The 19,333-nt window shown below is 75.0% G+C and carries 17 protein-coding genes; 9 read left to right on the top strand and 8 right to left on the bottom strand.

The window, feature by feature from the left end; genetic code table 11:
* Positions 1–29 precede the first annotated feature (29 nt).
* Positions 30–1,304, bottom strand: a complete 1,275-nt coding sequence (locus tag AB0J86_RS25570; RefSeq protein WP_363860135.1) for a phytase — start codon at positions 1,302–1,304, stop codon at positions 30–32.
* A gap of 189 nt (positions 1,305–1,493) precedes the next feature.
* Here AB0J86_RS25570 and AB0J86_RS25565 point away from each other — a divergent pair, with 189 nt between their 5' ends.
* The 5 genes from AB0J86_RS25565 (at position 1,494) to AB0J86_RS25545 (ending at position 6,756) form a co-directional block, all read left to right on the top strand.
* The gene (locus AB0J86_RS25565; protein WP_363860134.1) at positions 1,494–2,279 is read left to right on the top strand and encodes a hypothetical protein; all 786 of its coding nucleotides are present in this window, start codon (positions 1,494–1,496) and stop codon (positions 2,277–2,279) included.
* A complete protein-coding gene (locus tag AB0J86_RS25560; protein WP_363860133.1) occupies positions 2,276–2,971 on the top strand; it encodes a DUF4129 domain-containing protein in 696 nt (231 codons plus the stop codon). Before AB0J86_RS25565 ends, AB0J86_RS25560 begins: the two co-directional genes overlap by 4 nt.
* Entirely contained in the window at positions 2,968–4,335 is a 1,368-nt protein-coding gene (locus AB0J86_RS25555; RefSeq protein ID WP_363860132.1) for a DUF4350 domain-containing protein, read from the top strand. Before AB0J86_RS25560 ends, AB0J86_RS25555 begins: the two co-directional genes overlap by 4 nt.
* Positions 4,336–4,430: 95 nt before the next feature.
* Entirely contained in the window at positions 4,431–5,351 is a 921-nt protein-coding gene (locus AB0J86_RS25550) for a MoxR family ATPase (RefSeq protein WP_363860225.1), read from the top strand.
* A 13-nt stretch (positions 5,352–5,364) separates the two neighbouring features.
* The gene (locus tag AB0J86_RS25545; protein ID WP_363860131.1) at positions 5,365–6,756 is read left to right on the top strand and encodes a DUF58 domain-containing protein; all 1,392 of its coding nucleotides are present in this window, start codon (positions 5,365–5,367) and stop codon (positions 6,754–6,756) included.
* Positions 6,757–6,802: 46 nt separating this feature from the next.
* On the opposite strand, the gene AB0J86_RS25540 is transcribed toward AB0J86_RS25545, so the two are convergent.
* Positions 6,803–7,804: a stage II sporulation protein M gene (locus AB0J86_RS25540; RefSeq protein WP_363860130.1), complete on the bottom strand. Its 1,002-nt coding sequence runs from the start codon at positions 7,802–7,804 to the stop codon at positions 6,803–6,805.
* 100 nt (positions 7,805–7,904) lie between these two features.
* Between AB0J86_RS25540 and AB0J86_RS25535 the strand changes: the two genes are divergently transcribed.
* A complete protein-coding gene (locus tag AB0J86_RS25535) occupies positions 7,905–8,939 on the top strand; it encodes an RDD family protein (RefSeq protein ID WP_363860129.1) in 1,035 nt (344 codons plus the stop codon).
* A gap of 61 nt (positions 8,940–9,000) precedes the next feature.
* Here the strand turns inward: AB0J86_RS25535 and AB0J86_RS25530 are convergent, their stop codons facing one another.
* Positions 9,001–9,567: a helix-turn-helix domain-containing protein gene (locus AB0J86_RS25530; protein ID WP_363860128.1), complete on the bottom strand. Its 567-nt coding sequence runs from the start codon at positions 9,565–9,567 to the stop codon at positions 9,001–9,003.
* A gap of 102 nt (positions 9,568–9,669) precedes the next feature.
* Between AB0J86_RS25530 and AB0J86_RS25525 the strand changes: the two genes are divergently transcribed.
* Positions 9,670–10,593, top strand: a complete 924-nt coding sequence (locus AB0J86_RS25525; protein WP_363860127.1) for an NmrA family NAD(P)-binding protein — start codon at positions 9,670–9,672, stop codon at positions 10,591–10,593.
* 70 nt (positions 10,594–10,663) lie between these two features.
* On the opposite strand, the gene AB0J86_RS25520 is transcribed toward AB0J86_RS25525, so the two are convergent.
* On the bottom strand, positions 10,664–11,572 hold the full coding sequence (locus tag AB0J86_RS25520) for an aminoglycoside phosphotransferase family protein (protein WP_363860126.1): 909 nt from the start codon (positions 11,570–11,572) through the stop codon (positions 10,664–10,666).
* 114 nt (positions 11,573–11,686) lie between these two features.
* Entirely contained in the window at positions 11,687–11,884 is a 198-nt protein-coding gene (locus tag AB0J86_RS25515; RefSeq protein ID WP_363860125.1) for a hypothetical protein, read from the bottom strand.
* A 581-nt stretch (positions 11,885–12,465) separates the two neighbouring features.
* Between AB0J86_RS25515 and AB0J86_RS25510 the strand changes: the two genes are divergently transcribed.
* Entirely contained in the window at positions 12,466–13,755 is a 1,290-nt protein-coding gene (locus AB0J86_RS25510) for a hypothetical protein (RefSeq protein ID WP_363860124.1), read from the top strand.
* A 52-nt stretch (positions 13,756–13,807) separates the two neighbouring features.
* Here AB0J86_RS25510 and AB0J86_RS25505 read toward each other — a convergent pair whose 3' ends face one another.
* The 3 genes from AB0J86_RS25505 to AB0J86_RS25495 form a co-directional block, all read right to left on the bottom strand.
* Positions 13,808–15,709 (bottom strand): FtsX-like permease family protein, encoded by a 1,902-nt coding sequence (locus tag AB0J86_RS25505; protein ID WP_363860123.1) that lies wholly within the window; start codon positions 15,707–15,709, stop codon positions 13,808–13,810.
* Positions 15,710–15,712: 3 nt separating this feature from the next.
* Positions 15,713–16,483, bottom strand: coding sequence for an ABC transporter ATP-binding protein (locus AB0J86_RS25500; protein WP_363860122.1), 771 nt, complete (start codon positions 16,481–16,483; stop codon positions 15,713–15,715).
* 150 nt (positions 16,484–16,633) lie between these two features.
* Entirely contained in the window at positions 16,634–17,779 is a 1,146-nt protein-coding gene (locus AB0J86_RS25495) for a right-handed parallel beta-helix repeat-containing protein (RefSeq protein WP_363860121.1), read from the bottom strand.
* 173 nt (positions 17,780–17,952) lie between these two features.
* Here AB0J86_RS25495 and AB0J86_RS25490 point away from each other — a divergent pair, with 173 nt between their 5' ends.
* On the top strand, positions 17,953–19,221 hold the full coding sequence (locus AB0J86_RS25490; protein WP_363860120.1) for an Nramp family divalent metal transporter: 1,269 nt from the start codon (positions 17,953–17,955) through the stop codon (positions 19,219–19,221).
* Positions 19,222–19,333 lie beyond the last annotated feature (112 nt).

The following is a 19,333-nucleotide window of genomic DNA, read 5'->3' as shown; positions in this document are numbered from 1 at the left end:
GCCGGCGGGCCGCCCTCGGCGTGCTCCGGCTACCGGCGCAGGAAGCCCGCGTCGAGGAACTTGAAGTCGGTGTTCGGTCGGGGCTCGCCGTCCTCGCCCGGCTCGTCCGGCGTGTTCTCGCCGTCGTGCACCACCAGCAGGCCGCCCGGGTACCCCGGCAGCGGGGTGGAGACCACGTCCGCGCCGTCGCACTCCTGCGCGCCGTCGACCCGCTCCCCGTCGACCACGGCGAACCGGCTCAGCGGACGGTTGGTCCGCCGGTCGTAGGTGTAGAACGTGTCGTCGCCCTGGCTGGAGACGAGCAGCGTGCCGTCGCGCTGGCCGGTCCGGAGGATCGTGAGCCCCTCCACGTCGGCCGCTATCCGGCCGCCGAAGCCCGGGTCGGCCGCGTAGTCGACCACGCAGTCGTCCTCCTCGGGGTCGAACGCGGCCGGCACGCCGTACTCGCGGGTCCGCTCGACCGACCGCGGCTCGCCGGCGAACCGGCCACCCCGGATCGGCACCCGCCACAGGCCCACCGTCTCCTGGGCCAGGTACGCGACCCCGTTCGCCGCGTCGACCACGCTCCCCTCGACCTGCGGCCCGTCGCCCGGATCGGCGCAGGGCGACCAGTGCCGGCCGTCCGGCAGGGTGAACTCCGACGGCAGAACCAGCCGGTCGACCCGCTGGTACGAGACCGCGGCGCCCCGGGCGACCAGGCGGAACACGCCGACCTCCGGCGTGCTGCGCCGGCTGACCACCGCGTACGTGCCGCCGTCAGGATCGGTGTACGCGGCCAGCCCGTACGCCGTACGCTGCTCGTTCACCTCGGCCTGGTCGCGGCTGAACGCGTACGGGACGTCCGCGGCGGTCACGTCCGCCAACCCGCCGGTCGACGGGTCGATCCGGTAGAACCGCAGCTGGTCGCGGCCCCGGTCGGTGACCACGGCCAGGTCGACCGACCGGCCGCCGAGCCGGAAGCCGGGCACCAGGTCCACGTTGTTGAACCGGCCCGCCTCGTCGTCCGGACCGGGCGCCGGCGGGGTGGCGATCGCCTGACGCTCGTGTCCGCGCAGGTCGTAGACGTGCAGTCCGCCGTTCTTGGCGGTGGTGATCACCCGGGTCTCGCCCGGGCGCGTCGGGTGCACCCAGATGGCCGGGTCGTCGGCGTCGGCGTCACCGCCCGCCGCGTCGTCGTACAGCGCGGGCGTCTCGAGTACGGCCTCGACCGGCCGGGGCGCGTCCCCGGCGGGCGCCGCGGTCGCGGCGCCGGCCGGCAGGGTCAGCAGTACGGCCACCGCCGGCGGAAGGAGAAGTAGTCGCATGGCAGCCGACCGTAGGCGCCGCGGAGTGACGGATCCTGAACGCCCGATGAACTGACGCGTTCCGTCCCATGGGCCCCGGGGGACACGGACGCGGCGGCGGCATGCCACGATGGGGCCCGGTCACGTGGCTTGCGGGGGCGGGGGCTCTTGTTCGGAGAAGGCGCGACGAGTGCGGTACCGCTGCGGCCGATGACCGTCGGCGAACTGCTCGACGCGGCGATGGCGCTGCTGCGTACCCGCGCCGCGCCGCTGCTGGGCTGGGGCTTCCTGGTCGCCCTGCTCGAACAGGTCGTGCTCTTCCCACTGCGGCAGCTCGCCGACGTGGTGAACGTGGTCTTCCCGGCCGAGGACCGGTGGGGCTGGTTCTGGCTCCTGCTGGTCACCGGGTTCGCCACCGAGGCCGCGTGCATCGCGCTGCTCGGCGGGCTCAGCTCCGCCGCCGCGCCGCGCGCGCTGCTCGGCCCCGCCGCGCCGCTCCGGCCGGCCCGCCCGTTGGCCACCGGGGTGGTGGCGGTCGTCGCGGCGCTCGTCTGCGGCCTGGCCGCCGTGTCGGTCGTGGCCTGGCCGATCGCGTACGCGCTGCTCGGGCTCGCCGTGCCGGCGGTGGTCCTCGACCGTCTCGATCCCGGCCGGGCGCTGCTGCGCTCGATCGGGCTGGTCGTCCGGTCGGGGCTGCGGGCCGGCGGGATCCGCCTGCTCGGCTACACCTCCTGGCTGCTCATCCGGCTCGCCACCGGCATCGGCAGCTACGCCGCGCTGGGGCTCTTCGTCGACACCGGGGTGGCCTGGCGGGACCATCTGGTGCTGGGGCTGGCCTGGCTGGCCGTCAACGCCGTCGCGTACCCGGTGCTGGCCTGCCTGGACACGGTGTTGCACCTGGAGACCCGGATGCGCAACGAGGGGTTGGACATCGCGCTGCGCCGGGCGACGAGCCGTGGCGTCTCCGCCGAGGGCGCGCTGGCGGTGCCCCGGTGAGCCGTTTCTGGAACGAGTTCGTGGCCGACCTGGGCGATCTGGTGATCGGCGGGGTGGCGATGCTCGGCCTGCTGCTGTTCCTGCTGACCGCCCTCGTCGCCGTGCTCTGGTACACCTGGCCGGCCTGGCTGCCGTCCCGCCGGCGCGCCCGGGTCCGGCGCGAGCGGCCGGCCCGGCGGCGCCGACGGTTCCGGTTCCGCTGGCCACGGCTGGGCCGGCTGCGCTGGCGACCGCGCTGGCGGTGGCGTCGCCGCCCCCGGCCGGAGCCGGTGCCGGCGCCCGAACTGCCGGACGACGAGGTGCCGCAGGTCCCCGCCGCGGTGCTCGCGCTGAGCGCCGACGAGCTGGCCGCGGCCGGCCGGTACGCGGAGGCGGTCCGGGAACGGCTGCGCGCCGTCGTCCGGGACCTCGCCGAGCGGGGCGTGCTCGTCCACCGTCCCGGCTGGACGGTGACCGAGCTGGCCCGGATGGCCGGGCGGGCGCGTCCGAGCACGGCGGAACCGCTCGGCACGGCGTCGGAGATCTTCTCGGAGATCTGGTACGGCCTGCGCCCGGCGACCGCCGACGACGACCGGGCCATGCGCCGCCAGGCCGAGCGGGTGCGCGCCGCCCTCGACCCCGAACCCCCGCGCGCGGCCCTCGGCGCCGAGCAGGCGGGCGGAGCCGAGCAGCCCCTGGTGGACGCCCCATGACCGCCGCCACCGTGCCAGCGCCGAACGCGCCCGCCGCCGATGGCGCGGGCGGAGCCGTCCCGCCGGCCCCGCAGGTTCGCGGCGGCCGTCGGCGCCGCCGCTGGCACCGGCTGGCGGTCCCGTTCCTCGGGCTCGCCCTGCTCTACCTGGTCACCGGCGTCGCACACGTACTGGAGGAGCCGAACCTGCGGGCCGCCGGCACCCTCTCCCCCACCGGCTCCGGCGCCGACGGCTCCAGCCGGCTGGCCGAAACGCTCACGGCCGCGGGCGTCACCGTCCACCGGGTCGGCAGCTCGGCCGAGGCCCGGCGCGTCCTGGGCGGGCTCGGCCCCGGCCGCGCGACCGTCTTCGTACCCGCGCCGGACTTCGTCGACCCCCGCTTCCTCGGCACGCTGGAGGACGCGCCGAACGGCCACCGGGTGGTCCTGGCCCGGCCCGGCCGGATCACGTCGGCCTCCCTCGGCCTCGACACCGGCCCGACCCGCTGGGCCACCCGGACCGTCGCCCCGGGCTGCGGGACCGATTTCGCGGTCGCGGCCGGCCCGGCCGCGGTGCTGCGCTCGCGGTACGGGGCCGACCCGGAGTACCTGGAGTTCAGGTGCTACGACGGCGGCCTGACCGGCATCCGGCTCGGCGGCTCGGAGCTGCTGGCGGTCGGCGCCACCGACCCGTTCCGCAACGGGCGAATCGGCGAGGCCGGCAACCGGGCGCTGGCGACGGCCCTGCTCGGCCGCGACCGGGACCTGGTCTGGCTCGACCTGCACAGGCCGGAACCCCGCCCGCGGGCACCGCTGCCGCGACCCCGCTACGACCAGCCGGAACGCGGCGGCGGCACCGGCGGCAACCCGATGTGGACGGCGTTCCCGGCCGGCCTCTGGGCCAGCCTCGGCCTGCTCGGCCTGCTCGGGCTGCTGATCGCCGTGGTCCGGGCCCGCCGGCTCGGCCCGCCGGTCGCCGAACCCCTGCCGGTCGTCGTACCGGCCACCGAGACCGTGACGGGACGGGGTCGGCTCTACCACCGCATCCACGCCCGGGAGGCGACCCTGGAGGCGCTGCGGAGCGCCGCGCTGCGCCGGATCGCGCCCCTGGTCGCCCCGGCCCGCGGGCTCCTCGCGCCGCACCGGGCCGTCGCGAGCGGGTGGGACGACGAGCTGATCGGGTACGTCGCGGACCGCACCGGCCGGCCGGTCGACCAGGTCCGGGCGATACTGCGCGGGCCGGCGCCGGCCACCGACGAGGAGCTGCGGTACGCCGTCGCCGACCTGGACGACCTGGTCGCCGCCGTGCTGGCGGTCGGGGCGCGCCGGACGGGCGACGGCTCGGGCGACCCGGACGGGTCAGTCGAATCTGGAGGAGAACTGTGACAGAGACAGCGGCGCCGGCCGGCCTCGGCGGGGCCGGGTCGGCGGCACCGACCGGCGACCCGGCCGAACACGCGGCCCGGCAGGCGCTCGGCCAGTTGCGCGCGGAGGTCGCCAAGGCGGTCGTCGGGCAGCAGGCGACCGTGACCGGGCTGCTCATCGCCCTCCTCTGCCGGGGACACGTGCTGCTGGAGGGCGTGCCGGGGGTCGCCAAGACGCTGCTCGTCCGCGCCCTCGCGGCGGGGCTGTCGCTGGAGAACAAGCGGTTGCAGTTCACCCCGGACCTGATGCCCGGCGACGTGACCGGTTCGCTGGTCTTCGACGCGCGTACCGCCGTCTTCGAGTTCCGCGAGGGTCCGGTCTTCACCAACCTGCTGCTCGCCGACGAGATCAACCGGACCCCGCCGAAGACCCAGGCCGCCCTGCTGGAGGTGATGGAGGAGCGGCAGGTCTCGGTCGAGGGCAACCCCCGCCCGCTGCCGGATCCGTTCCTGGTCGCCGCCACCCAGAACCCGATCGAGTACGAGGGGACCTATCCCCTGCCCGAGGCGCAGCTTGACCGGTTCCTGTTCAAGCTGACCGTACCGCTGCCGACCCGGGACGAGGAGTTCGGCGTGCTCCGGGCACACCACCAGGGCTTCGACCCGCGCGACCTGACGGCGGCCGGGGTCCGGCCCGCCGCCACCGCGGCCGACCTGGCCGTCGCCCGGCAGGGCGTGCTCCGGGTGCGGGTCGCGGACGTGGTGCTGGCGTACATCGTGGACCTCTGCCGGGCCACCCGGGCCACCCCGTCGCTGGAGCTGGGCGCCTCGCCGCGCGGCGCCACCGCCGTGCTCAACGCCGCGAAGGCGAACGCCTGGCTGGTCGGCCGGGACTACGTCACCCCGGACGACGTCAAGGCGGTCGCCCGGCCGGCCCTGCGGCACCGGGTACGGCTGCGCCACGAGGCGGAGATCGAGGGCGCCACGGCCGACGCCGTGCTGGAGGCGCTGCTGACCGCGGTGCCGGCGCCGCGGTGACGGCGGTGCCGCGATGACCTGGCGGGTGCCGGCCCTGCTCGGCGGGCTCGGGGCGCTCGCCACGCTGCTGGCCGCGCTGGCCGGGGCCTCGACCGGCTGGTGGCTCTCGCTGGGCGCCGTCACCGGCGTGGTGCTGCTGCTGACCGCGCTGGACTGGCTCGCCGCCGCGCCGGCGGGCGAGGTGCGGTTGGCCCGCTCCGGCGCCCGGCGCGTCCGGCTCGGCGAGAGCGCGCGGGTCACCCTCACCGTCACCAACACCTCCGTGCGTACGCTGCGCGGGCTGGTCCGCGACGCCTGGGTACCGTCGGCGGGGGCCGGCGCGCCGTACGCCCACCCGATCCTGCTGGACCCGGGCGAGTCGGTCGACGTGGTCACCACGCTGACCCCGACGCGGCGCGGGGACCGACCCGCGGCGCGGGTGACCATCCGCTCGTACGGTCCGCTGGGGTTGGCGTTCCGGCAGACCGGCCGGCGCCGGGCCGCGGCGCTCACCCCGCCGTGGACCCTCACCGCGCTGCCGCCGTTCGCCTCGCGCCGGTTCCTGCCCGAGAAGCTGTCCCGGCTGCGGATCATCGAGGGGCGCGCGGTCACCCGGGGTCGGGGGCAGGGCACCGAGTTCGACTCGCTGCGGGAGTACGTGGTCGGCGACGACGTGCGCTCGATCGACTGGCGGGGCACCGCCCGGCGGGAGCACGTCGCGGTGAAGACCTGGCGGCCCGAGCGGGACCGGCGGGTGCTCTGCGTCATCGACACGGGCCGCACCAGCGCCGGCCGGGTCGGCACGGTCGCCCCGGTCGCGGACGGGCCGGTCTCCGGCACCACCCCGGACGGCGTGGCGGCCGGCGAGCCCCGGCTGGACGCGGCGATCGACGCCGCGCTGCTGCTCGCGACGCTCGCCACCCAGGCCCACGACCGGGTGGACCTGCTCGCGGTGGACGCCGAGGTACGCGCGCGGGTCCCGGCTTCGACCGCGCGCGACCAGTTGGCCCGCCTGACCCGGGCCCTGGCCGGTCTGCGACCGGCGCTGGTCGAGACCGACTTCGCACGGGTCGTGGCCGAGGTGCTGCGGATCGAGCGCAAGCGCGCCCTCGTGGTGATCTTCACGACGCTCGACCCGGGTGCGCTCGGCGACGGGCTGCTGCCGGTGCTACCGCGGCTGGTGGCGCGGCACACGGTCATGCTCGCCGCGGTGCACGACCCGTCCCTGGAGGCGCTGGCCGCGGCCCGGGACGGTACGGCCGCCCTGCACACGGCCGCCGCCGCCGAGCGGAGCCTCGCCGAGCTGGACCGGGTCCGGGCCGCGCTGAGCCGGTCCCACGTGCACGTGGTGGACGCGCCGGTGGAGACCTTCGCCTCCGCCGTCGCGGACCGGTACCTCGCCCTCAAGGCCGCCGGCCGGCTCTAGGGGTTCGAGGCGGAGCCGCCGGCCGGCCCGGGGCGGGCTGGACCGGTCAAACGGTGGGGGCCAGCACCTCACGGTCGAACGCGCCGAGGTCGCTGGCCCGCCCCTGCCGTACGGCGAGCGCGCCGAACCAGGTCACGTAGCCGAGGAAGGCGAGCCAGACCAGCGCGCCGATCGCGAGCTTGACCACGGTCGGCAGCGGAGACGGGGTGATGCCCGCCTCGACCGCCCCGCTCAGCAGCAGCACCGGGGTCAGCCCGAGCGCGACCACGACCGCGGAGCGGCCCGCCACCGCGACGGCCTGCGCCCGGGTACGCAGCGGGCCGGGCGCGATCCAGGCCCAGCCGATCCGCAGCCCGACGCCGGCCGCCACGAAGACGCAGGTCAGCTCCAGCAGGCCGTGGACGAGGAGCAGGCCGTAGAAGACGTCGGCCCGGTCGTTGCCGACCATGATCCCGCCGGTGAGGCCCAGGTTCAGCACGTTGCTCCAGAGCAGGTAGAGCACCGGCAGGACGAGTACGCCCGAGGCGAGGCAGAGCGCGCTGACCCAGGCGTTGTTGGTCCAGACGGCGAAGCCGAAGTTCTCCGGCGCGTTGTTGCTGTAGTAGGCCTCGAAGTCGTGCTCGACCAGGCTGTTGATCTCGGCCGGGGAGAGGAACCGCAGCGCCACGTCCGGATCGCTGGCGACGATCGCGATGAGCACCGCGGCCAGGCCGACGAACCCGGCCGCGACACCGGCGCACCACCGGCCCGCCCGGTAGACCTCACCCGGAAACGAGACGGTGAAGAACTGGCCCAGCGTCGCCCAGCGGAAACCGGGCGCGGGGCTGAGCCGGGCGCGGGCCCGGAGCACGAGCTGGCTCAGCGTCGCGACCAGGTCCGGGTCCGGCGAGCGGCTCTGCACGATGGAGAGGTGCGTGGCCGCCCGGCGGTAGAGGAACACCATCTCGTCGACCTCGGCCGCGGTGAGCTTGCGGCGGGGTCGGGCGAGCAGGATGCCCAGCCGGCGCCACTGGGGCCCGTGCTCGGCGGCGAAGGCGTCCAGATCCACGGCGGCTCCCCGTACCCACGGTGGCGAATGGCGGCGACACCGGTTCAGGTGGGCGGTCACCGGTCCGCGCTGCATCGTACCCATCGGCCACACTGTGCGGGTGACCCACGACGCCCCACCCCCGTCCGCCGGTACCGCACAGTTCGTCACGGGTGAGGCCGTGCGGCTCGACCCGCGGGTCGCCCGGCTCGGCTCCCGGATGCTGGCCAGGGCCGTCGACCTGGTGCTCCAGGTCCTGCTCTTCGTCCTGCTCTGGATGGTCGCCGGCCTGCTCGTGCTGATCCTCGGCGAGACCGGGCTGCTCCGGTACGACGAGGCGCTGTTCGAGGGCATCGGCGTCGTGGTGCTCGTCGCGGTCGTGGTCGGGTACCCGGTCACGATGGAGTCCGTCACCTCCGGGCGGACCCTGGGCAAGTACCTGCTGGGGCTGCGGGTCGTCCGCGAGGACGGCGGTCCGGTCCGGTTCCGGCAGGCTCTGACCCGCGGCCTGGTCGGCGCCGCGGTCGAGCTGCCCGGCCTGTTACCGCCGCTGACCTGGCTCGCCTGCATCGTGACGATGCTGGTGAGTCCGTCCGGCAAACGGTTCGGCGACTACGCGGCCGGGACGCTGGTCATCCACGACCGCGGCGTCACCACGTGGGGCTGGTTCGTCCGGATGCCGCCCCCGCTCGCGGCCTGGGCGGCCACGCTCGACCTGGCCGGTCTCGACGACGACCTCGCCCTGGCCGTCCGGCACTACCTCGCCCGGTACCGCCGGCTCCGCCAGCCGGCCCGTGACCAGCTCGGCAGCCGCCTCGCCGCGGAGGTCGCCGCCGTGACCCGACCCCTTCCGCCGCCGGGGACACCGTTCTGGGCCTATCTCGCGGCGGTGCACGCCGAACGGCAGCGGCGCGCGCTGCACCGGCTCGCGGCGGTGCGGGCCCGGTCGGCCGCGGTCTGGCCGGAGCTGGCCGAGGCGACCTCCCCGTGGGCCGTCGCCGGGCCGGCGGCACCGCCCGTACGCGGGCTACCCGCGCCGCCGCTTGCCGGGCCGCCGGCGCCGTTCGTACCCGGACCGTCCGCGCCGGTGGTCGTGCCGGCGCAGCCCGGTCCGACCCGTCCCGAGCTGCGCTCCCCGGCGCCCCCGGCGGGCTGAGCGCTTCCCGCTGCCGCGCCGACGGTGCGCCCGGCTCGGCTCCGCCGGTCGCGCGCCGCGGTCAGCGCCGCGGGCTCAGTCCCGCCACGGCCAGCCGGAACAGCCGGTCCGCCCGGACGGCGTGGTCGGGGTGGTGCTCGGTGGCCAGGACGATGCCGACGATCAGCGTGATCAGGTCTGCCACGGTCACGCTCGTGGCCACCGCGCCGTCCCGGGCGGCGCGCTGGAGCAGCGGGCCGGCCGCCTCCTCCAGCGCGGCGGAGCAGGCGTTGTCGTGCACCGGGTCGGACCCGGCACCGTCGTAGGTCAGCGCGGCCGCCAGCCCCCGGGCGGAGACGCAGTAGGCGACGACCTCGCCCAGCCACTCCAGCAGCGCGTCCCGGCTGTCGCCCCGGCCGGTCAGCTCCCGGGCGCGGACGCTCAGCGCCTCGATCCGTTGCCGGGAGACCGCCTCCAACAGGGCGCGGCGGGTCGGGAAGTGCCGCCGTACGGTGGCCGAACCCACGCCCGCGACGCGGGCGATCTGTTCGAGGGAGGCGGCGGCGCCGTTCGCGGCCACCTCGTCCTCGGCCACGGCGAGGATGCGCGCGTAGTTGCGCCTCGCGTCCGCGCGCTGGTGATCGGGCATGGCGTCAACTCCAGGATTGCTAAGTGGCGGACCCCGCCATATCGTACCGGGGGTAGAAACGGCGGGTCCCGCCGTTTCGTCCGAGCATCCCCGAGGAGCACCATGTCCACGACTCCCGTGCCCGTCCTGGTCACCGGCGCCACCGGCCGGCAGGGCGGCGCCGCCGCCCGCGCCCTGCTCGCGGCGGGCGTCCCCGTCCGCGCCCTCGTACGCGACCCGGGCACCGACCGGGCCAGGGCAGTCGAGGCACTCGGCGCCGAACTGGTCACCGGCGACCTGCACGACCGCGACTCCGTGATCCGCGCCGCCGAGGGCGCCCGCGCCGTCTTCTCCGTCCAGATGGCCGACCTGACCGCGGCGGGTTTCGACTTCGCCGGGGAGACGGCCCAGGGCGTCAACCTCGTCGAGGGCGCGAAGGCCGCCGGAGTGCCGCAGTTCGTGTACACGTCCGTCGCCGGCGCCGGCCAGCACACCGAGGTGCCCGGCTGGGTCGACGGCCGCTGGCCGATGGTGGAGTCCAGTCTGGGCGCCAAGAGCGCGATCCAGGACCGGGTCCGCGAGGCCGGCTTTCCGCACTGGACGATCCTCAAGCCGGGCTTCTTCATGGAGAACTTCCTCCCGGCCATGGCGTTCCTGTTCCCGCGCGGCATCGAGGGCGGCCTGGTGAGCGTCCTGAAGCCCGAGACCCGGCTGTCCCTGGTCGCGGTGGAGGACATCGGCGCGGCGGTCGCGGCGGCCATCGCCGCACCGGAGCGGTTCGACGGCGTCGAGCTGGAGCTGGCGAGCGACTACCTGTCCATGACGGAGATCGCCGAGGTCCTCTCCCACGTCCTGGGGACTCGGCTGTCCGCGCCGGAGATGACCGAGGAGGAGGCCCTCGCCGCCGGAATGCCGCAGATGGGCGCCGCGCACGAGTGGATGAACGTCGCGGGCCAGCCGGGCCGCCCACGGTACGCGAGGGAGCTCGGCATCCCCCTCACGAGCTTCGACGCCTGGGCGCGCAAGAACATGCGGCCCGGGGCCTGACCCGCTCGCGCCGGTGGGCCGGTCGCTGGTGCTCCCTCGCCGACCACGGCACCCGGCGTGGGGCCAGATCTCAGCCGAGTTGGTCGTGGTCGGCGAGAACCTCGGCGATCACGCGCTCGTTGGCGGCGGCTCGCGCGGGGTCGACCTCGATCGACTCGGCCAGCACCAGCAGCGCCTTCCACAGGGCCCAGCCCCGGGCCCGCGCCCAGGTACCGTCGTCCTGGCCGACCGCCCGGCGGAAGGCGTGCCGGGCCTCGCCGGAGAACATCGTCCAGGCGATCACGAGATCGCAGGCCGGATCCCCGACGCCCGACGTACCGAAATCGATGACGGCGGCGAGCCCGCCGTCGACGACCAGCAAATTTCCGCCGGCGATGTCGCCGTGGAACCAGACGGGCTCGCCGTTCCACCGGGCGGCCAGGGCGGCCTCCCAGACGGCGGCGGCGCGCGCCGTGTCGACGTGGCCGGCGAGCGTGGCCAGGTACCGGCGGGTCTGCGCGTCGTAGTGTGCGGGCGAGGCGCCCCGGTGGAAACTGTGCTCGCCGGCGAGCGGTCCGCCGGTGGGGTCGCAGCGTTGGAGAGCGCGGATGAACTCCGCCACCGAAACCGCGAACCGCGGGAGGTCGGCGATGGGCGCCCGTTGGGCCGTCTCCCCCGGCAGCCAGCCGCGCACCGACCAGGGGTAGGGATAGCCCTGGCCCGGGACGCCAACGGCCAGCACCGGTGGCACCGCGACCGGTAGGGCCGGCGCCAGCCGGGGCAGCCACTCGTTCTCCTTGGCCACGGCGGGTACGTATCCGGCGGCGGTGGGGAGCCGCACTGTCATCTCCGCACCGAGCCGGTACGTCCGGTTGTCCCACCCGTCGACCTCCACCGGCGTCACCGGCAGGTCGCTCCAGTGCGGGAACTGCGCGGCGATCAACCGCCGGACCAGCGCGGCGTCGATGCCGGCCCGGCCGTCCGCGAAACTCGTCGACACGGCGAGATCATCACCCACCGGGGCCGGGTCCGGCCAACGGATTCCCGCCCGCGCGGCACGGCCAGCACCCCACCGCCCGGGTCGCCTGCTCCGCCCGGACACCGTCGCGGCGGTTCACCGGCCTCTGCGGCTCCGTACGACGGCCAGCAGCGCGACGAGCACCCGACGCGCGTCGGCGCGGCGGTCGGGCTGCGGGTGCAGCGTGGCGACGAGCACCGCCACCGCCAGCAGCATCAGGTACGCCACGGCCGGCGCGGCCACGGCGAGCGCCATCGCCGGCGGGGCGTCCCCGAGGAACTGCAACGACGGCACGGTCACTCCCGGCGCCGCTCGACGGCCCGGCCGGCCGTGGCGACGAGTTCGGCATCGGGGGTCGGGGACCGACGGCCGAGCGGCAGGGACCGGCGGCCGGGGGCCGGGGGCCGACGGGCGAGAGCCAGCGCCCGGCGACCCGCGGCCGACCGCAGGCGGCCCGGGGTCGAGGGCCGGCGACCTCCCGGAGCCGGTTCGGGCGGGCGGGGCCGCGCGGAGGCGGCCGGGGCGGGCGGCCCCGGAGCCACCGGGCCGCTCACCCCGCTGATCTCGTACGTCAACGCGGACATGAATGCACCGTAGAGCCCGCCTCTGACAATTAGTAGTTACGACACTACTTTCAGTGACAATATTTGATCACTACACCCTGGAGCACACCTCGGCGGCCACGCCGAGAGGCATTGACGTCTATGGATTAATCCCCTACCCTCGGCCTGGAAAGCGCTTTCCTGTCGTCGTGACCGGGCCGCGACGCCGGAGAGATCCATCCTCCCGCCACACGTGGAATGGTTCACCGGTGCGACGTTCGTAGGGCAACCGCGGAACCTTCCGTGGCGGGTCATCCTGACGGGAGTAGTCCCTTGACCCCAGCACCTCGACCTGCCCGCGACGGCCGGCACCGGCCGTCTCCGATAGCCGTACTCGCCGTCCTGGCGATCGTCGCCACCGGCGCGGCCAGCCCCGCCAACCCGGCCCACGCCGCGAGCGTCGCCGACACGAACTCCGCTGCCGGGACCGGACCGGCCGCCGGCGGCGCGTACGACGGGAGCGGCCCGAGCGGGGCCCGGACGCTGGTCGACCCCGGCCCCGGCACCCTCGCCGAATGCGGCAGCGGCTCCTTCAACGCCGAGGCGGTGCTCAGCGGCGGCACCTGGACCGCCCGCAACGGCGGCAGCACCGTCTACACCGGCGGCGACCTGCGCGCCGCGGTACAGGCCGCGGTCAACAGCCTCTCCGCCGGGCGTACCGCCAAGCAGCGCGTGGTCGTCCGGGGCTCCGGTTCGATCAGCGCCGGAGCGCGGATCTCGCTGCCCAGCTACACCGTCATCGACGTCTGCGGCACCATCAACGTGACGGGCTCCGGCTCCGGCGACCAGGCGCCGATCTACTCGCGCGGGACCACCCAGATCGAGGTGCAGCACCTCACCCTCACGGGCAGCCCGCTGTACGGCATCTTCATGCGCAACGTCACCAACGTGATCCTCGGCCAGATCGACATGCGGCTCTCGGGCGGTCTCGGCGTACGCATCGACAACCGCGGCGACACCAGCCAGTGGACCCGCAACGTACGCATCGACAACGTCTACGTCTCGGGCGCGCGCTCGCACGCGGTGGAGACGTACGGCGTCGACGGTCTCACCATCGGCACCGTGACCGCCCGCAACGTGGGCGAGTCCGGTCTGCTGCTCAACCAGACCATCAACGCCACGGTCACCACGGTCGACGCCGAAAACGCCGGCGCCGGCACGGGGTACGCCGCCTTCCGCATGGCCAACCGCAACGGTCGGGTCGGCTCCGGGTACCCGACCAACGTCCGGGTCGGGACGGTACGGGCCCGCGGCGGCGGGCGCGGCATCTTCTGCGTCTCGGAGAGCGGCGGGGCGGCCATCGACCGGGTCGACATCGCCAACACCGGCAACAACGCGGTGCTGATCGAGAACTGCTACAACGTGAACCTCGCCGCCAACGGCGGCACGATCAGCGGCGGCGGTGAGGTCCGGCTGGCCGAGCGCACCGAGTTCCCCGGCAACGCCGACCTCACCCTGCGCAACTTCACGCTGGTCAACAACCGGATCGTCGAGAACCCCTGCGCCGACCGGTTGACCATCTCCAACGTCACGTTGAACAACTCGACCATCAGCCGCTGCTGACCCCACCGGTCCCCGGGTCGGGGCGCCCCGTGACGCCCCGACCCGGGCGGGTTCACTCGCGCGCGGCGACGAGCCGGATGGCGGGCGTACGGGTGGCGGCCAGTGTGGTCAGCACGCTGGCCGCGCCCACGACCAGGGCTGCGCCGAGCGCCACCGCGCCGAGCAGTCCCCAGGGCGGGCTGGCCGCGCTGATCCCGATCATGTCCTCGACGGCGAAGGCGATGCCGGCCACGGTGCCGGCGGCGGCCAAGGCACCGAGGAGCACGCCGATCACGACGACGGCCAGCGACTCCCCCAGCGCCGCACGCACCACCTGCCCGCGGGTCAGGCCGGTGACCCGGGCCGTCGCGAACTCGCCGCGCCGGTCCGAGGCGGAGATCACCACGGCGTTGACCATCGCGAGGACGGTGTAGAGCATCGCCATGCCGAGCAGCGCCACCATCACGTCCAGGCTCTGGCGCTGCTGGTCGTCGGCGTACGCGTCGATCCACTGCTCGGCGCCGGTGACCTGCCCGAGGGCGGCGAGCCGGCCGGCGACCGCCGGCGGGTCCGCCGCCTGTACCGCGTACCGGCGAGGGCCGGCGTCGGGCATGAATTCGGGCGGCAGCAGGAAGTACGGCCCCGCGAGGGTGTCCGGCAGCAACGCGACGACGCGCAGCCGGTCGGGTCCGCCGTCGAGACGTACCGGCAGCGTGTCGCCGACCCGCCAGCGCAGTTCCGGAGCGTAGCCGGGGCTGACGGCGATCGACGCGCCGCGCAGGTCGGCCAGGTCGCCGGCGGTGACCGCCGTGCGGTGGGTCCGGGCGTACGCGGCGGGGTCGACGGCGAGGCCGTCGGTGGCCTCGTAGGAGAGCCCGCCGTCGCCGTCGTCCAGGGCGAGGTCGAACACGACCGGCGCTTCCTCGGAGACCGCGCCGATTCCGGGTACCCCGGCCAACCGCGCGCCGACCGGCCGGTCCGCGTCGAGTACGAGGTCCGCGCGCAGGTCGCGGGCGACCTCCTGCCGGCTCGCCTCGGTCAGCGTGCCCATCGTCCCGGCCATGCCCACCACGAACGCGACCAGCACCATGATCGGCGCCGCGGTCGAGGCGCTGCGGCGCACGTCGGCGCGCAGGTTGGCGTGCGCGAGCGTGCCCAGCCGGCCGCGGAAGACCAGGCCGAACGGCCAGCTCACCAGCGGCACGACCAGCGGGGCGAGCACCGCGAACGCGGTGACCAGCGTGAACGAGACGAAGATGGAAAGCGGCAGGGCCGCCTCACCGCCCAGCGCGGGCACCAGGACGAGCAGCGCGACGCTGCCGGCCAGGAAGATCGTGCCGACCACCCACCGGGCGGCGGTCATCACCCGGGCCGCGCCACCGACGTCGCGCAGCGCCTCCAGCGGCCGGACCCGCGAGGCCCGCCGGGACGCGGCCAGCACGCCGAGCACGGCGATGCCCACGCCCGTACCGGCGGAGACGGCGAGCACCCACGACCGCCACTGGCCCGCGAAGCCGGCCGGAACGAACCCGAAGCCGCACAGCATCGCGGCCTGCAACCGCATCACCGGCAGCCCGACCAGCGCGCCGAGGGCGGAGCCGACGGTACCGAGCAGGAGCGCCTCGCCGACCAGCAGCGTCCGTACCTGCCCCCGGCCCGCGCCGGTGAGCCGGAGCAGGGCCAGGTCGCGGCGGCGCTGGGCCACGGTGAACGCGAACGTCGAGCTGACGATGAAGACCGCGACGAAGACCGACAGCCCGAGCGTCATGCCGAGCAGCGAGAGCGCGCCGGCGTACCCGTCGCGCAGCGCGCGCTCCTCCGCCGGGCTCAGGCCGGGCGGCACCGTGGCGGTGGCCGCCGAGACCAGGGTCAGCAGCGACGACTGCACGAGCGCCACGCCGAGGCAGACGGTGACGATGGCGCCCACGAAGGTCGGCCAACGGTCGCGGAACGTGCTCCACGACATGCCCAGCATGGCCTACTCCTCCCACCGCGCGAGCCGGTCGGCCACCTGCCGGGTGCTCGGCCGGTCGAGCCGGTCGACCAACCGCCCGTCGCCGAGGAAGACCACCCGGTCCGCGCTCGCCGCGGCGGCCGGATCGTGCGTGACCATGACGATGGTCTGCCCGCTGGTGTCGACCATGGCGCGCAGCATGCTCAGCACGGTGCGTGCGGAGCGGGTGTCCAGCGCCCCCGTGGGCTCGTCCGCGAAGAGCACGGCCGGCCGGGTCACCATCGCGCGGGCGATCGCCACGCGCTGCTGCTGGCCGCCGGAGAGCTCGGCGGGGCGGTGCCGAGCCCGGTCGGCCAGGTCCACCGCCGCGAGCACGTCGCGGACCACCTGCCGGGGCGGCCGCCGGCCGGCCAGCCGCAGCGGCATCGCCACGTTCTGCTCGGCCGTGAGGGACCCGATCAGGTTGAAGCTCTGGAAGACGAACCCCATGACGGTACGGCGCAGCCGGGTCAGCTCGGCGTCCGAGGCGTCCGTGATGTCCCGGCCGGCGACGCGTACCCGGCCGGCGGTGACGCGTTCCAGCCCGGCGGCGCAGTGCAGCAGGGTCGACTTGCCGGATCCGGACGGGCCCATCACTGCCGTCCAGGAGCCGACCGGAAACGAGATGTCCACGCCGTCCAGTGCGCGCACGGCGGCCCCTCGGGCCCCGTAGACCCGGGTGACGCCGTGCAGTTCGACCGCCGGGGCGACCGCTCCGGGGGCCTCCACCGGCGGGTACGAGACTTTGCTGTCCACGTACCCATTCCAGCCGGCCCGGGGGCGCCGGTCAGTAACGCCCGCAGGCATCTTGCGGGTGGGGCTGGCCGTACCATCTGGGGTCTTGCTCCCCTCCATTCGGGCCGCACGCCCGGTTGGCGACGGCCCGGGGGGAGATCACCGAGCCGGTCAGCCGTTGTAGCCGGTGCGCAACCGCTGGTCGCCCGCGGGGATGGCGCACGGCGTACCGCCCGCGTTGGTGAGCCCGTCCGGGCTCAGCGACCAGGTGGGGAGGCTGCCGGTGCCGGCGTAGTTGGTGCCGAGCGTGTTGTTGAAGAACCGGTTGTGGTACGACGCGCACTGCCGTTCGATGCCGTTCGCCCGGGCGCAGGCCGTGTCGCAGAACTCGTCCCGGTAGTGCGAGGCGCGACCGGTACGGCTGAAGGTGTTGTACTCGACGGTGTTGTAGTTGCTCATGTTCCGGATCTTCACGGGATCGCCGCTGACGTAGCTGAACGCGTTGCGGTTCAGCTGGTTCGACGAGCTGAAGTGCGTGACGTAGAGCCCGTGGATGTAGCCCCCGTCCGGACTGGCGTTCTCGACGTTGACGAAGTGGTTGTTCTCGATGCGGTTGCCCGACGAGTTGGTGAGCACGATCGCGCCGTAGCCGTACGAGCCGCCGGTCCACCTGCTGCCGAGGTGCGTGAAGACCATCCCGAAGACGGTGTTGCCGTTGAGCCCCTCGCCGGCGCGCACTCGCAGCGGCGGATCGTACGTCTCGTCGGTGACGTCCCGTTCCGAGTCGCCGTAGATGGAGATGCCGCCGGCCGAGTAGTACTCGACCTGCAGGTAGTAGAAGCGCAGGCCGGACGCACCGCCGCCGTAGAGCGGGTCCGCGGGATCCCGGGGCAGGCGCGGCTGGAGCCAGTAGCCGCTCGGGTAGCTGCCGTCGGCGTTGCGCTGGTTGCGGAAGACGGGCCGGCCGGCGATGCCGTCCTGCCCCTCGCCGTACTCGTAGTCGACGGGCAGGAACGAGATGGTGTGTCCCGGCACGTAGAACCGCCAGGTGTGCATCGGGGGCGCGGTGTAGGTGCCCTGCTTGACGCGTACCTCGACGTCGACGGTCGGCTTGGCGGCGACGAGCACCTCCTGGACCCGTACCAGGGAGCGCACCGGCGTGGCGGCGGCGAGCCCGTCGTTGGCGTCGGACCCGTCGGGCGCGAGGTAGACGGTGAAGATCTCGGCGGCGTGCGCCGGGGTCGCGGACAGCAGCGGGGTGGCGCAGATGACGAGCGCCGCCGCGGCGGCCAGCCGGCCGCGTCTCCTGTTGCGCATGGTCTTCCCTCCGGGTGCCGGCATTCCTGGGACATCGAGGACCGTACCGGCTCCGTACGACGGTCCGGGCCCCGCGGGCCGGCCCACCGACGGGCCCGGAGGGCTCTACCGCGCCGGAAAAATCCCGCGATCACGTGATGTAAGGGCACGGCCGGCGCGGCCAGCATCGGGACATGACGACCACGACCACGACCTCCGCGCCGAGAACCGACACCCGTCGGCGGGCGGGCGGCGGCTGGCGCCGGATGACCCCGATGCTGGGTCCCGCCTTCGTCGCCGCGATCGCCTACATCGACCCGGGCAACGTCGCCACCAACCTGACGGCCGGCGCGACCTTCGGATATCTGCTCGTGTGGGTGGTGGTGGCGGCCAGCCTCGTGGCGGTCCTGGTCCAGTTCCAGGCGGCCAAGCTCGGCCTGGCCACCGGCGAGAGCCTGCCGCAGCTGTGCCGGCGCCGGTTCCCGCGCTGGGGCAACCGGCTGCTCTGGGTGCAGGCCGAGGTCGTGGTGCTCGCCACCGACCTCGCCGAGTTCGTCGGGGCGGCGATCGGGATGCGGCTGCTCTTCGGCATGCCCATCGCCGCCTCCGCGGTGCTGACCGCCGCCGCCGCGCTGCTGCTGCTGGAGCTGCGCCGGCGCGGCCGTACCCGCCCGTTCGAGCTGCTGAGCGCGGCCGCGCTGCTGCTGGTAGGCGCCGGCATCGGGTACGACCTGCTGGTCGTCGGCAACCAGGCCCCGCAGGAGTTCCTCGGCGGCCTCGCGCCCCGGTTCGACGGTACGGACTCGGTGGTGCTCGCGCTGGGCATCGTCGGCGCCACCGTGATGCCGCACGCCGTCTACCTGCACTCCGCGATCGTGCAGCGTCCCGGGTGTTCGCCCGGTTTCGTCCGACGCCGGCCGGCGCTGGTCCGCCGCGCGCTGCGGTTGGACGTCGCGGTCGGCCTCGGCTGCGCCGCCGCCGTGAACATCTCCATGATCGCTTTCGGGGTGGGCCTGGCGAACGCCACCGGCGGGACCTGGACCGGGGACCTGTTCGCCGCGCACGAGGAACTGGCCACCCGCGTCGGCGGAGCGGCGGCGCTCGCCTTCGCCATCGCCGTCCTCTCCTCCGGAATCTCGTCCAGCGGCGTCGGGACCCTCGCCGGGGACGTGGTGATGCAGGGGTTCCTCGCCCGCCGGGTGCCGCCCCACCTGCGCCGCCTGGTGACCATGGCGCCGGCGATGGCGGCGCTGCTCGTCGGGGTGCCGCTGACCACGCTGCTCATCGCCAGCCAGGTGGTCATCTCGTTCGGCGTACCGGTGGCGCTGTTCCTGCTGGTCTTCTTCTGCCGCGACCGGGTCGTGATGGGGCCGCTCGTGAACGCCCGGCTGACCACCTGGGTCGCGACGGGCGCGGGGGCGCTGGTCGCGGCCGCCGCGTGCAGCCTTCCCCTGCTGCTCTGAGCACCGCGGTACCGCCGGGGGGCGGGCGGGGGGGGGGGGGGGGGGCCCCGCCCCCCCCCCCGCCCGGGGCCCCCCCCCCCCCCCCCCCGAACGGCGGGAGTGTGTGGGTGGC

This window comes from Micromonospora sp. NPDC049559 (assembly GCF_040676675.1).
Taxonomy (GTDB): domain Bacteria; phylum Actinomycetota; class Actinomycetes; order Mycobacteriales; family Micromonosporaceae; genus JBFAPK01.
The sequence above is the reverse complement of the archived record's forward strand: the minus strand, read 5'-3'. Positions and strand labels throughout refer to the sequence as shown.

What these genes read in the sequence shown, in the direction of transcription:
- AB0J86_RS25490 (WP_363860120.1), top strand. Translation starts at nt 17,953, where the DNA reads ATGACGACCACGACCACGACCTCCGCGCCGAGAACCGACACCCGTCGG.
- AB0J86_RS25495 (WP_363860121.1), bottom strand. Translation starts at nt 17,779, where the DNA reads ATGCGCAACAGGAGACGCGGCCGGCTGGCCGCCGCGGCGGCGCTCGTC.
- AB0J86_RS25555 (WP_363860132.1), top strand. Translation starts at nt 2,968, where the DNA reads ATGACCGCCGCCACCGTGCCAGCGCCGAACGCGCCCGCCGCCGATGGC.
- AB0J86_RS25565 (WP_363860134.1), top strand. Translation starts at nt 1,494, where the DNA reads ATGACCGTCGGCGAACTGCTCGACGCGGCGATGGCGCTGCTGCGTACC.
- AB0J86_RS25530 (WP_363860128.1), bottom strand. Translation starts at nt 9,567, where the DNA reads ATGCCCGATCACCAGCGCGCGGACGCGAGGCGCAACTACGCGCGCATC.
- AB0J86_RS25545 (WP_363860131.1), top strand. Translation starts at nt 5,365, where the DNA reads ATGACCTGGCGGGTGCCGGCCCTGCTCGGCGGGCTCGGGGCGCTCGCC.
- AB0J86_RS25525 (WP_363860127.1), top strand. Translation starts at nt 9,670, where the DNA reads ATGTCCACGACTCCCGTGCCCGTCCTGGTCACCGGCGCCACCGGCCGG.
- AB0J86_RS25505 (WP_363860123.1), bottom strand. Translation starts at nt 15,709, where the DNA reads ATGCTGGGCATGTCGTGGAGCACGTTCCGCGACCGTTGGCCGACCTTC.
- AB0J86_RS25570 (WP_363860135.1), bottom strand. Translation starts at nt 1,304, where the DNA reads ATGCGACTACTTCTCCTTCCGCCGGCGGTGGCCGTACTGCTGACCCTG.